The following is a 12,679-nucleotide window of genomic DNA, read 5'->3' on the forward strand; positions in this document are numbered from 1 at the left end:
TCACGTGCCGGGTCAGAAGTAGGCGTACTCGGACATTCGGATGACCGGCATTACCCGGCTGCCCTGCCGAAACGCTGTCGTGTCGTCACGAATGGACGTTTCCAACGCGGTGAAGACCGCCGATCCTTCGACCAGTTCTGCGATCAGGTCGGGTCTGGTGGGACGCTCACCCGACGCAAGCACGGGAACGAGGTGCCCTGGTCGGGTGAAGTCCGACGCCGCCGCCTCCGGACGCGACAGTGCGCGGGCGGTGGCGGCGCGGTCTGCACCGGAGATACCGGTGGTGGTGCCGGCCACGACATCCACGGACACCCGAGGTGAGCCCAGGTAGAACGAGCTTCGCTGAGACCAGGCGACCGGTGGTAGATCGAGCCGTCGGCATGTCTCGTCGTCGACGGTGATGCAGACGAATCCCGACCCGAAGCGAATCAGATGGGCTGTCACGGAAACGTCGACGTCCTTCGCTGCGACAACAAGATCACTCCCAGTTCCCCGAAGATCGTCGACGACGACGATGGGTGCACCCTGCGACAGGGCCATTCGGGCACGTCGGCGTGCGGACCAGGACCGGGCGGGTACGTAATGCCGCGTGGCTGTGGTCATCTCACACCGTGATCCCGACACGCGACCAGAAGGCCTCGAAGCTGGACGGCACCATGTCGGTGCCGCGGACGACCTTTCCGTCTACGAAGCGATGCGTCATCACCATCGTGATGTCGAGTTCGTCGTCGCCGAGCTTGCGGAACGCGCGAATGTTGGCTGTCACCAACTCGTCTCCGATCACCTCGACGCCGAGAACTTCGTTGGCCGAGGCGTCGAGTTTTGCAAGCACACCGAACGCTTCGAGAAACTCTCCTTTGGTGTAGAGCCGGAGGTCTCCCTCGAGTGTGAATCCAGCCCACGTCAGGTCATCGGAGTACAGCGCGACGAGGGGTCCGGGGTCGCCCGCGTCCGCCGCCGCGAATGCCGACTTCAGTGCTTCTGCATTCTGCTGACTCATGGGTATCGAACCTCCGTGTCGTGATGGTGGAGCCCGCGCGGGCTCTGTGTCCTGGATCGCGGACTCTGTGTCCTGGATCACTCTGCCCGGGCGGGAACGCCGGGAGAACCGTCCTACTACGTGGTTCGCTACGGGCGACAATTCGCGCTGGTCACCGAGCCACGGCTCGAACCCGATCGGTACGTGTGACCGAACTTGACCCCCGCGCGTTGACAACCACCTGTTCGGTCAACAAGAGTGATTCCGATCTCACCCGCTGACGTGCCGAGGAGGCCGAATGAATGCCGACGAATGGCGCGAGATTCATACGCTGCGTTCGTCGGGAGTCCCCATCAAGGGCATAGCACAGAGATTGTCCATGTCTCGCAACACCGTTCGACGCGCCCTCTCTCTCGACGCGCCGCCGGACGATCGTCGCAGCATTCGCCGATCCGCCGACGACAGCGTCGACGCCTCTATTCGTGATGTCATCGCCGCCGCACCGGGGATCGGTGTCGGCGAGATCGGTCGACGCGTCGGGTGGGACGGGGCGCGAACGACGCTGGTGCGTCGAGTCGACACCGCGCGCAGACAATTGTCCGAGCTCGCCGAATCTCCTCCCGACTGCGAGTCCACACCGTCGCTGCCCAACTACGCGACACCGTTCGTCGGCCGGGATTCAGAGTTGCGCACACTGCAGTTGCTCGTCGGCACCGAACGTCTCATCACGATCAACGGTCCCGGCGGAATGGGTAAGACGCGATTGGCCGTCCACGCCGCCAGCCGATTCCGTCGTGCGTTCGCCGACGGCGTCCGCGTCGTCGAACTTGCGTCGCTCCACATGCCCGAACTGTTGCCGCAGGCCGTCGCCGATGCCCTCGGACTGTCGAATCGCGGCCTGCAGAGTACGGCGACTCAGAACACGCTGATCGAATACCTCGGCAACCGGCGAATGTTGTTGGTACTGGACAACTGCGAGCATCTACTCGATGCCAGCGCGGGGCTCATCTCCGCTCTCCTGCGCGGTACCACCCAGGTACACATCATCGCGACGTCACGCGAGGTTCTGGGCATTCCGGAGGAGCACCGGCTGGCCTTGCAGCCCATGCACACCACATCGGGAGTGGAGCGTGCCGCTCCCGGTGCGGTGGAACTGTTCGCATCCAGGGCGTCGGCGATCCTTCCTGCATTCTCGATCACGCCGTCCAACCGTGACGCGGTCGAGCGGGTCTGCGCACGTCTGGACGGCATGCCACTCGCCATCGAACTGGCGTGCTCGAGATTGAGTGTGCTGTCGATCGATCAGCTCGCGGCACGGCTCGACCATCGCCTCGACCTTCTCACCGAAGGTAACCGCACCGGGCCGACGAGGCATCGAAGCCTCCAGGCCACCGTGGACTGGAGCTACGAGCTGTGCACCAGGGAACAGCAATTGCTGTGGGCGCGCACGTCGGTGTTCGTCGGCGGATTCGACCTCGACATGGCCGAGCAGGTGTGTTCGGGCCGCGGTATCTCCAGCCACGGCATCCTCGACGGCGTGTTCGCCCTGGTGGCCAAGTCGATCCTGCAGCGCATCGAGGAGAACGGTCAGGTCCGATTCCGAATGCTCGAGACCCTGCGCGAGTACGGGTTCGCGCAGTTGACACCGGAGGAGGCAGAGGCGCTGCGGAACCGTCACTTCACCTGGTGTGCCGATGTGCTGCACCGCGCCTCCGACAGCTGGTTCGGTCCGGACCAGGCGATCACCAGTTCGTGTGTGCACGACAACCGCGCGGACATCAGGTACGCGCTCGAGCGTGCACTACGCTCCCCTGATTCCGAGCAGGCACGTCGCGGTGCGAACCTCATCGCCGATGTCTGGTTCCTGTGGGCGTGTGGGATCTCGGTCCCCGAGCATCGACTGTGGCTGGACCGGGTGCTCGGACAGCCGGAGTTCGCCGACATCAGAGACAGGGCTTCGGCGACGGCCGGTCTGGTGATGACGCTCCAGGGAGACCGTGTGGCTGCAGACGAGGTACTGCGACGGGCGATCGAATCGAGTGGCGACGACCCACTCGTACGTGCGTTCTCGACGCACGTTCTGGGTCTGAACGAGTTCTTCGACGGCCGATTCGACTCGGCGATCGGCTTCTTGACCACCTCACGCGAGCTCTACAACTCCATCCCCGACCGTGTGGACCTACTGTGCACCATGAAAATCCACCTGGGAATGGTGTACAGCTTCACCGGTAACCTCGACGAGGCACTCGAGGCGTTCGATTCGGTCCGGGTTCTCGCCGAGAAGACCGGTGAAATCTGGCTTCGTTCGTATGCCGTCTACGGCCTCGGTCTGGTCGCGCTGGTAGCCGAACGATTCTCCGAAGCAGCCGACTTCGCGGTGACTGCGCTCGATCTGCATCGGGCGTTCGACGACGTCGTGGGAACCACGTTGATGACCGATCTCCTCGCCTGGGCCGAGGCGGAATCCGGATCCGCCGACCGCGCAGCGGTATTGCTCGGTGCGGCGTCGGCGATGTGGGGTTCGTTCGGCGAACAGCTGTACGGTTCGGAGCACTGGATCGACAAGCGCGAGACGTTCGAGCAACGTGCGCGTGCTGCGCTGGGCGCGAAGGAGTTCGAGGAACACCGCGCGTCGGGTTCGACGATGTCGGTCTCCGAACTCACTCGCTATGCGCTCGGTGAGACTGCTCTGACGAGTCCGACCAAGACCACGTCCGCCGCAGCCTCACCCGCGGTCGCACTTTCGCCCCGAGAACGCGAGGTCGCCGAGATGCTCGCGGACGGGATGTCCAACAAGGACATCGCCGCCAAACTCGTGCTCTCACCGCGCACCATCGAGGGTCACGTCGAACGTGTCCTGCAGAAGTTGGGGATGAGCCGCAGACAGGAAGTCGCCGGGTACTTCGCAGCGGTCTGATCGGCGCGGCCCGATGAACCGGACCGCGCCGAGGGGACTAGACCTTGCTGAGCGCGCCTGCGTCGATCGGCAACGCGATGCCGGTGACGTATCGTGCCGCGTCCGACGCCAACCAGACGACGCCGTTGCTGATGTCCACCGCGTCGACCCACGGAACTGGCAACGTGTTCATCGCCCCCTGGCATGCCTCCCGGAAATCTTCCTGGGTCGGATGTTCCAGATCGGGACGGAACAACTTGTACATCGGCTCGTTGTCGATCATGTCGGTCAACACCGATGTGGGGTGGATCGAGTTGCATCGAATGCGGTACTGGCCCAGTTCGTTCGATGCAGTTCTCGCAAGTCCGGTTACTCCGTGTTTCGCGGCGACGTAATGCGCGAAGTTCGGGAATCCCTGAATTCCACCGGTCGACGAGATCAAGATGATCGAACCTCCCTCGCCCTGCGCGATGAGGTGGGGCACGGTCGCTCGCATCGTCTTCCACACGCCCGAGAGATTGATGTCGATCATCTCGTCCCACTGCTCTTCGCTCAGCTCGTGCAGCGGCGCCGACGAGAAGATTCCGGCATTGGCGACGACGGTGTCGAGACGACCGAGTTCTGCGATCCCCTCGGACACCGCTGCTTCCAATTGCCCGAGCTCACGCACGTCGGCAACGACAGCGTGCGCCCGCCGGTCGTACTTCTCGATTTCCCGCACCGTGAGATCGAGATCCTCGCGAGAGGATCCTTTGTACTTCGTCGTCTCCGGCTTGCTGCAGAGGTCGACGACGATGACGTCGGCTCCTTCCTCGGCGAGCCTGACCGCGTGCGAACGCCCCTGTCCGCGAGCGGCTCCGGTAACCAGTGCTACTTTTCCTTCGAGCTGTCCCACTGTGTTCTTCCTTTCTGTCGACGGAGGTCAGGACCGGTGGTCGTAACCGGGCACGATCGCCTTGGCGGCCTCGACCAGACTGATCTGATCGACCAGCATGTGCTGTGTGGCAACCGCGATATCGCGGCTGCAGCGACCGAGCGCACTGGGGTTACGGATCGCCTGGCTTCCTGCCCATCGGTGCGCGAACTGCACGATCTCACCGGCCACTTCCTGCACCCAGGTGGTCACCTGACGCAATCGCGCGCGCTGCTCGTCGGTGATGTCCTCACCGCGGCGTGCGCTGTCCTCGGCATCGCCGTGCGCCTGGTAGACGTACGCGCGAGCGGCCTGAAGCAGAGCCTCGTTCTTCGCGAAGTCGCGAAGGAAAAGCTGCGATTCCCCGACGGCACCGTCATAGCCGGGGCGGTTCTTCTTGGATGCGATTCGGACGACTTCCTCGAGTGCACGGGTGGCAATACCGAGCGCCACCGGTGCGTGACCGCCGACACCGATGCCGAGAAGACCCAGTTTGTAGACGGGTTCCGGTCGGACGGGCACTGTGGAGAAGGTTTCCATCGTGAACCTGTCCGGGACGAAGACGTCGTCGACGAGATAGTCGTAGCTTCCGGTTCCGACCATGCCCATCACGTCCCAGTTTCCGAGAAACTCCACGTCGGTACGGGCAAGGAAGCCGATTCGGCAGTCCGGACCACCGTTGGCGTCGAGCACGGGGTTGCCTGCATCGTCGTGCACGACGAATCCTGCACCGATCCACGATGCGTGCGCCGATCCGCTGCCGAACTGGAACTTGCCGGTGACCCGATATCCACCGTCGACACGCACTGCCTTACCGGTGGGCATGATCATGCCTGCGGTGATGCCGCGGGCCGGGCCGTCGAACATTTCGCGGGCTCCGACATCGTTCATGAACCCGACTGCGACTCCGGTGGAGAACGCATTGGCCATCAGCGCCCAGCCGGTGGACCCGTCGGCGCGTGAGATCTCCTCGATCACCTTCAGCGCTTCGACAATTCCCTTTCCGCCGCCGCCGAATTCGGTAGGGACCAGCAGCCAGAAGAGCTCCTGCTCGACGAGAGCGTCGTAGACGGCCGACGTGATGGTGGCGTCGGATTCGATGGTGTTCGCTTCGCGTTCGACGACACGGGCAACCGTTCGTGCCCGTTCGGTGTAATCGGGCGACAAGGTGGTGGTGACGGGAGCGTCGATGGTGCTGGTCATGTGCTGTACGACCTTTCGTTCGAGCACGGCTTCGGTATGACTCACATCACAATGCTCTGCGCAGCCCCCGGCCGGACGCGCAGAACTACGTGATCCACTACGTGCTTGGGAGAACTCGACCGGGAGCAGGGGAAATATCGATAGCATTCGGTCATGCAGTCGCAGGTGGAGCACACGCGGTCGTGGCAGGACGTGTTGTCCGCCGAGCACATGCGTCGAATCCTGGAAGTCCTGGAAGTTGCGCGCTCGTCGGCAGGTGGGACTCGATACAAGGAAGCTTTGGTGGATGCCATCGCGACGGTGTTCGACGTCCGCGACGTGACGTTCTTCTTCGGCACGACTTACCCGACGTTGTTCGCCGATCCCGCGCCCCTGCTCACCGGTGCAGCCGAGCCGTTGCTAGGCGAGTACCAGGAGAGGTGGCGAGACAAGGACGTGTTCGCGCTCCCCCAGGCACGACGCGTACTCACCGACGACGGCTTCGCAACACTCGATGATCTGGCGAGACTTCCCGTGCCCCAGCGTTCCTACGTCGAGGATTATCTTGCGCCGCATGGAATGGGCACGGCATCGGCGATCCATCTGCGGTTCGCCGACGGTGAGGCGCTGGTGGGCATGTTCGACCGCGAACGGTACTGGGATCGGAGCGACATCACCGCGATGAAGTTCCTGGCCGGTCATCTGCGTGCGAGCGCGAGATCCGTCGCCATCGGCGAAGCGCCACCCGAGACGGACCCGCTCGTCGGGCTCAGCCCACGGCAGTGGGATGTCGCGGAGCTGATCGGAGACGGTCTGACCAACGCGGAGATCGCGGTCGAGCTGAACTTGACGGAGATGACAGTCAAGAAATACGTCAGCCGCATCTTCGACACGACCGGTTTCCGCAATCGCTCTGCCCTCGCGGCGTCGGTGTCTCGGCGGGGCACACCGTAACTGTCCTCTTTCGAGGACTGTTTCACGCTGTGTCGTGGGTCATACGGTGATCGTGACAATGTTGCCCGTCACACCTGGAGATCACATGACGCGCCTGAAGTTCGGAACGTTCCTCGCCCCGATCCACACCCCCGGGCAGAATCCGACGCTGCTTCTGCAGCGCGATCTCGAGCTCGTGGAGTACTTGGAGAAACTGGGGTACGACGAGGCGTGGTTCGGCGAGCACCACTCGGCGGGCGCTGAGATCTATGCCTCTCCCGAGATCATGATCGCGGCGGCGGGTGAGCGTACGAGCCGCATCAAGCTGGGCACCGGCGTCACGTCCGTGAGCTACCACAACCCACTGTGGGCGGCCGAGCGGATGGTGATGCTCGATCACCTCACGCACGGCCGTGTCCTGTTCGGGCTCGGACCGGGCTCGCTTCCCACCGACGCCGCGATGCTGGGTCTGTCCCAGATCGACACAAGAGAACTGCTCGCCGAGAACGCCGACATCATCATGCGTCTGCTGCGCGGGGAGACCGTCACCGCCAAGACTCGGACCCATGAACTGTTCGACGCCAAGATTCAGATGGCGCCGTACTCCGACCCGCTGTTCGACGTCGTCGTCGCGGCCATCGCGTCGCCCACCGGTGCTCGCCTGGCCGGGAAGCACGGCATCGGATTGCTCTCCATCGCAGCAACTCTCACGCCCGACGGGTTCAGCGCGCTGCAGCATCACTGGGGGATGCTCGAAGAATTCGCCGAGCAGGCAGGCCGCGCCGACGAGGTGGACCGTTCGACGTGGCGTCTCGTCGGACCGTTCCACATTGCCGAGACCGTCGAGCAGGCCTACGAGGACGTCGAACACGGAATCGAGTACTGGTTCAACTACCTTCAACATGTTGCCGCGTTCCCGCAGATGGATGTTCGCGGTACCAACAAGAAGGAAATGATCGACTTCATCAACACCTCCGGCATCGGCGTCATCGGTACCGCCGAGCAGGCCCGCGCTCAAGTACAGCGCCTTGTCGATCAGTCGGGCGGGTTCGGGACTTTGCTGGTACAGGGCCACGACTGGGCGAATCCGCAGGCTACCAAGCGTTCCTACGAACTGTTCGCCCAGGACGTCATGCCGTACTTCCAGGGCCAGGCGCAGCCGATGCTCGACGCCGCCGAGCGTGCGCAGGCCGTCCGAGAAGGGCAGGCCGACGAGCACCGCAAGGCCGTCGACCACATGACCAAGAAGTACAACGCAGAACTCGGGCGGTGATCGGACATGGCATCGGTGTCTGTGCGCCAGGAGTACTCGCAGTCCGCGGAATCGGTGTGGGCTGTGGTCGGTGACCCGGCCGGCGCCGCGAACTGGATACCGTCGCTCGAGACCTCACGTCTGGAGGACGACGTACGCCACGTCGTCTTCACCGACGGTAATCCCGCCCGGGAGCGGATCGTGTCCCACGACGACGAGAACCGCACGTACACCTACGAATACATCGACGGGCCACTTCCGCTCGCGAAGTACACCTCCACCATCCGCGTCGACGCCACCGCGACGGGATCCGTCATCTCGTGGGACGCCGAGTTCACCGCTGCCGGTGACGATCCGGCTGCCCTCGAATCGCAGCTCGAGACCGGAATCGGCGAGATCTACCAGGGCGCACTGGACGAAGTCGCTCGCGTGGCCGCACCGTGAGCGAATCGTTGACGAATCTGTTCGAGAAGGTCACGGTGATGCACTCGGCCGATCACTGGGCAGACGCTCACCGCGACCTGACCGACATCTTCGGCCCGGCCTCGTTCTCCGACGGCGCTGCGTGGGCGGTGTTTCCTGGACTCAGTCTGTCCGACGAGCAGGGGCCTCCGTGGTCTCTGCTCGCCAAGACCGCCGATCTCGACGCCGTTGCACGGGAGGCGGCACGTCTGGGGTGGACGGTCGGCGAACCCGCGGTCGGTGGGCACGAGACACACCTTCCGTTGACCACGCCCGCGGGCCTCACCGTCGTCGCATATTCCCCTAAAAGGTAAGGACTTTCATGAACGACACCGCTGTCGACCCGGCCCACTTCCGCACGGTGCTCGGCGAATTCACCACGGGGGTAGTGGTCGTGACTTCACTCGATTCCGAGGGCACTCCCATCGGGCTGGCCGTCGGATCGTTCGCGTCGGTGTCGTTGGAACCACCACTGGTGGCATTCTTCGTCGCGCACACCTCGACGACTTTCCCGAGAATCGCTGCTGCCGGACGATTCTGCGCGAACATTCTCTCGCACGATCAAGTCGATGTGTGCCGGGGGTTCTCGCGTTCCGGAGGCAACAAGTTCGACGGCGTCGCGTGGGAACCGTCGCCGAGTGGAAGTCCCGTTCTCGAGGGGGTACACGGATGGATCGACTGCACGATCACCTCGGTGCAGCGGCTGGGCGATCACGATCTGGTGGTCGGAGAGGTTCATCAGCTCGACGCAGCGGCCGGTGATCGCTCGCCGTTGGTGTTCTATCGCTCCGGGTTTCACGCGCTGCGCTGATCCGGTACCACCGGGACCCTCGGTGGTGCGCGTCCGTGCGCACCACCGAGGGTTTCGGTCAGCCGACCTTCATTTCCCCCATCTCGCCCCAGCCGGTGGCGTCGATGGTCTCGCTGATGATCTTCGGAGTGGAGGCGAGTCCCTTCGGCAGTTCTTCGACGGCCTTCTTGAAGTGATCGCTGTTCACGTGCGCTCCACCTGCGTCACCGTCGCGGAATGCCTCGACGAGGACGTAGACGTTCGGCTCTTCCAGGCTGCGTGACCATTCGAACCACAGATTGCCTTCCTCGGCGCGTGTTGCTGCGGTGAACTCGGCCACGTGCTCCGGCCAGCGCTCGGTCCAGTCGGGCTTGGTCTCGAACTTGACGACGATGAAGATCATGAAAGCTCCTATACGGTGACGAGATCAGGGTGTGAGGATCGCACGGCCGCGGATGGCCCCGGCATCGAGATCGTCGATGGCACTTTGGAAGTCGTCGAGCGCGTACTTCGCGGTGTGCAACACCACCGATCCCCGAGCAGCCAAGGCCATCAGGTCGCACAGGTCGTTGTAGGACCCCACCAGGTTACCGATGATGTTGATCTCGGAGGACACGATGTCGATGGTGGGGACGTCGATGTTCTCGCCGTATCCGACGACGTAGTAGTTGCCGGCGCCGCGCAGCATCGCCACGCCTTCCTTCGTCGCGCCGCCTTCGCCGACGAAGTCGATGACGGCTTCTCCGCCGTTGCCGTTCGTGAGTTCCAGTACCTGGTCGATGTGGGTGCCGTCGGCGACGATGCCGTGATCGGCCCCGATGGACGTGGCCAGTTCGACGGCCGCCTTGTTGCGGTCGACGACGACAATTTCCGCGGCCGTCAGCGATTTCAGTACCTGGATACCGATGTGTCCCAGGCCTCCCGCACCGATGACGACCACCTTGTCACGTGGTGTCAGGTGCTTCGACGCCTTGGCTGCCGCGTGATACGCCGTCAGGCCTGCGTCGGCGAGGGCCGCGACGTCGGCGGGTTCGAGCGCGTCGTCGATCTTGACGACGCTTCGCGCGGACGTCTTCAGGTACTCGGCGTATCCACCGTTGGTGTCGATGCCGGGGAACTGATTGAACTCGCAGTGCACGTCGTCCCCCGATCGGCAGGCGCGGCACAGTCCGCACGTGATCAGCGGGTGGACGATCACCTTGTCGCCTTCGGCGACGTTGGTGACGGCGGACCCGACCGCGTGCACCCATCCCGCGTTCTCGTGACCGATCGTGTACGGCAGCTGTACGTTCGATTTCTCTGCCCACTGCCCTTCCAGGATGTGCAGGTCGGTTCGGCACACCCCGGCGCCGCCGATCTTCACGATGACGTCGAAAGGTCCTGTGGGCGTTGGAATCGGGAGCTCGGTCATCTTCAGTTTGTCGTGGTATCCCACAACCTGTACGGCTCTCATCGTGCTCATCTTCTCGTCCTTAACGGGGGTTCAAGCGTTGACAGTGGTGCGATCGGGGTCGTCGTAGCGGGTCCGAAGCAACCCTCGGCAGAAGTGCGCGTTGCCGTCGATCGAGATGCGCGTCGACCGTGCACGTCGCAATGCAAGCGGTACGTCGATCTGGGCATAGTCGTTTCCCTCGTGATCGACCATCACAATGCTGTCCGGAGTCGTCGGCAGTCCGATGGTGCTTCGTCGCCGCAGCAGTGCATGTGTCGTCTCGTCGTCGGGCAGCTCACCCAGCAGCACAGTGCCCATCTCACGCATGTCTCGTGACGGATCCCTCCGCAGAAGCGCCGTCAAGCACCGCTCCATCGCCGCGACGTGGGCCTTCCGCTGGAAGGTCGTCCGGAGCTCGTCCAGATCGTCTTCTGCTTCGTGCGCGAACGTACCGCGGTAGCCCGCATCGGCGGCGAGCCCGGTGTTGATGATCGCCGAATCGTGGTGATCGTCGAGTTCGACGGTCACCTGCGCGGTCCACTCGAGCGTCGTCAGAACATCTTTCGCATCCGATGCCATCAGATACGCGAAGTTGGGCGCGCAGAACGACGTCGGAAGCCGCAAGTGCACCACTACGTCACCCTCGCCCGACACGGTGACCGACTGTACGAAATCGAGATCGGTGATGGGCTGGTCGAGCTCGGGATCGACCACCGCCCCGAGCGCCTCCAGCGCCGCGGCTTCTCTGATGTCCGGCACGGTTACGCACCAACCAGGTGCTCGTCAGCGGCCTGTTCTGCGCCGCGAGGTCCGGTCTCTGTCTCGTCGGCATCGGCAAGACGGAGATCCTCCGGGACCGGAATGTCGTACATCTTCGCGGCGTTCAGGCCGAGGATCTTCTTCTTCTGGTCCAGGGTGATCTGTGGATACTCGCTCAACTCGTCGGGGATCTGGAAGTCGACGAATGTCTCGATCAGCCACCTCGGAGTCCACAGGGCGTAGTCGGAGGAGAACTGGATGCGATCTTCGCCGAGCCAGTACAGAAGTTCTCCGATGATTTGACCGAAGTACTTCGGCCTGGTGTGCATGAAGGGCATGGCGACGGCGAGTCCGGCATGCACGTTCGGTTCCTGGGTGGCGATCCAGCAGAAGTCTTCGAGGCGAGGTAGTCCGCAGTGTTCGACGACGAAGTTCAGATCGGTGAAGTCGGTCGCGATGTGGTCGACATCGGCGACGTCGAAGGCGTCGCGGTCGAGCGGCCTGATCGTCGGGCCCTTGTGGACGTGGATATTGGTGATCCCGAGTTCACGGCATACCTCGAGGTAGCGGCGAGTCCAGTCGTCGTCGAGCTTGTATCCGCGGGAATCACCGTTCCACTCGGCGGTGTAGAGCTTCACGCCTTTCAAGCCGAATCGCTCGGCATCGGCCCGCAGCTGATCGAGGCCCGCCTCGCCGTTGCGAGGGTCGAAATTGTGGTTGTACGTCAAGATGTCGGAATGCTTCTGGGTCAGCGCCCACGCTTCCTCGGTCTGACCGAATCCGTTCACGTAGAACTCGCCGAGATGAGCCGGCTGAAAAATCGCGTGGTCGACGTAACCGTCGATGAACAGGTCTTTGATCAGGCGTTCGCCGCCCTGGTAGAGGTACTCGTCGTACGTCCAGAGCTCGGATTCCGGTGACAGGTTGCGGTGGTAGTCGTAGAAGCAGTCGATGAACTGCTTGCCGTGGATGTTGCGCTGGTTCTCCCTGCGCGCATCCCACAACGCCACGTGCGCGTCGACGATGAAGAAGCTGTCGTCACCCTTTTTGTACATGTCGAATTCCTTCCGTCGTGTGACTG

The 12,679-nt window shown here is 63.3% G+C and carries 14 protein-coding genes; 6 read left to right on the forward strand and 8 right to left on the reverse strand.

The window, feature by feature from the left end:
* Positions 1–12: 12 nt before the first annotated feature.
* Both CH293_RS02310 and CH293_RS02315 read right to left on the reverse strand, forming a co-directional pair.
* The gene (locus CH293_RS02310; RefSeq protein WP_094719228.1) at positions 13–603 is read right to left on the reverse strand and encodes a 3,4-dihydroxy-2-butanone-4-phosphate synthase; all 591 of its coding nucleotides are present in this window, start codon (positions 601–603) and stop codon (positions 13–15) included.
* Position 604: 1 nt separating this feature from the next.
* Complete coding sequence (locus CH293_RS02315; RefSeq protein WP_037113624.1) at positions 605–1,000, reverse strand: nuclear transport factor 2 family protein; 396 nt, start codon at positions 998–1,000, stop codon at positions 605–607.
* 277 nt (positions 1,001–1,277) lie between these two features.
* Here CH293_RS02315 and CH293_RS02320 point away from each other — a divergent pair, with 277 nt between their 5' ends.
* Positions 1,278–3,896: a LuxR C-terminal-related transcriptional regulator gene (locus tag CH293_RS02320; protein ID WP_094719229.1), complete on the forward strand. Its 2,619-nt coding sequence runs from the start codon at positions 1,278–1,280 to the stop codon at positions 3,894–3,896.
* A 37-nt stretch (positions 3,897–3,933) separates the two neighbouring features.
* Here CH293_RS02320 and CH293_RS02325 read toward each other — a convergent pair whose 3' ends face one another.
* The gene (locus CH293_RS02325) at positions 3,934–4,770 is read right to left on the reverse strand and encodes a mycofactocin-coupled SDR family oxidoreductase (protein WP_094719230.1); all 837 of its coding nucleotides are present in this window, start codon (positions 4,768–4,770) and stop codon (positions 3,934–3,936) included.
* 27 nt (positions 4,771–4,797) lie between these two features.
* Positions 4,798–5,991 carry an acyl-CoA dehydrogenase family protein gene (locus tag CH293_RS02330; RefSeq protein ID WP_094719331.1) on the reverse strand — a complete coding sequence of 398 codons (1,194 nt, stop codon included), beginning with the start codon at positions 5,989–5,991 and terminating at the stop codon, positions 4,798–4,800.
* A 153-nt stretch (positions 5,992–6,144) separates the two neighbouring features.
* On the opposite strand from CH293_RS02330, the gene CH293_RS02335 reads away from it, so the two are divergent.
* The 5 genes from CH293_RS02335 (at position 6,145) to CH293_RS02355 (ending at position 9,428) form a co-directional block, all read left to right on the forward strand.
* A complete protein-coding gene (locus CH293_RS02335) occupies positions 6,145–6,924 on the forward strand; it encodes a LuxR C-terminal-related transcriptional regulator (protein ID WP_037113630.1) in 780 nt (259 codons plus the stop codon).
* 85 nt (positions 6,925–7,009) lie between these two features.
* On the forward strand, positions 7,010–8,176 hold the full coding sequence (locus tag CH293_RS02340) for an LLM class flavin-dependent oxidoreductase (RefSeq protein WP_037113869.1): 1,167 nt from the start codon (positions 7,010–7,012) through the stop codon (positions 8,174–8,176).
* Positions 8,177–8,182: 6 nt separating this feature from the next.
* On the forward strand, positions 8,183–8,599 hold the full coding sequence (locus CH293_RS02345) for an SRPBCC family protein (protein ID WP_037113632.1): 417 nt from the start codon (positions 8,183–8,185) through the stop codon (positions 8,597–8,599).
* Positions 8,596–8,931 carry a hypothetical protein gene (locus tag CH293_RS02350; protein ID WP_094719231.1) on the forward strand — a complete coding sequence of 112 codons (336 nt, stop codon included), beginning with the start codon at positions 8,596–8,598 and terminating at the stop codon, positions 8,929–8,931. The genes CH293_RS02345 and CH293_RS02350 overlap by 4 nt, the downstream gene beginning before the upstream one ends.
* Positions 8,932–8,939: 8 nt before the next feature.
* Complete coding sequence (locus CH293_RS02355) at positions 8,940–9,428, forward strand: flavin reductase family protein (protein ID WP_094719232.1); 489 nt, start codon at positions 8,940–8,942, stop codon at positions 9,426–9,428.
* Positions 9,429–9,486: 58 nt separating this feature from the next.
* Here CH293_RS02355 and CH293_RS02360 read toward each other — a convergent pair whose 3' ends face one another.
* From CH293_RS02360 to CH293_RS02375, 4 genes are read right to left on the reverse strand one after another with little or no spacing between them, the layout of a single operon-like run.
* Positions 9,487–9,810: a putative quinol monooxygenase gene (locus CH293_RS02360; RefSeq protein WP_037113637.1), complete on the reverse strand. Its 324-nt coding sequence runs from the start codon at positions 9,808–9,810 to the stop codon at positions 9,487–9,489.
* A 24-nt stretch (positions 9,811–9,834) separates the two neighbouring features.
* Positions 9,835–10,860, reverse strand: a complete 1,026-nt coding sequence (locus CH293_RS02365; RefSeq protein WP_094719332.1) for an NAD(P)-dependent alcohol dehydrogenase — start codon at positions 10,858–10,860, stop codon at positions 9,835–9,837.
* Positions 10,861–10,890: 30 nt separating this feature from the next.
* A complete protein-coding gene (locus CH293_RS02370; RefSeq protein WP_094719233.1) occupies positions 10,891–11,598 on the reverse strand; it encodes an iron-sulfur cluster assembly protein in 708 nt (235 codons plus the stop codon).
* A 2-nt stretch (positions 11,599–11,600) separates the two neighbouring features.
* Positions 11,601–12,653, reverse strand: a complete 1,053-nt coding sequence (locus tag CH293_RS02375; protein ID WP_094719333.1) for an amidohydrolase family protein — start codon at positions 12,651–12,653, stop codon at positions 11,601–11,603.
* Positions 12,654–12,679 lie beyond the last annotated feature (26 nt).

Source organism: Rhodococcus sp. 14-2470-1b (genome assembly GCF_002259415.1).
Taxonomy (GTDB): Bacteria; Actinomycetota; Actinomycetes; order Mycobacteriales; family Mycobacteriaceae; genus Rhodococcoides.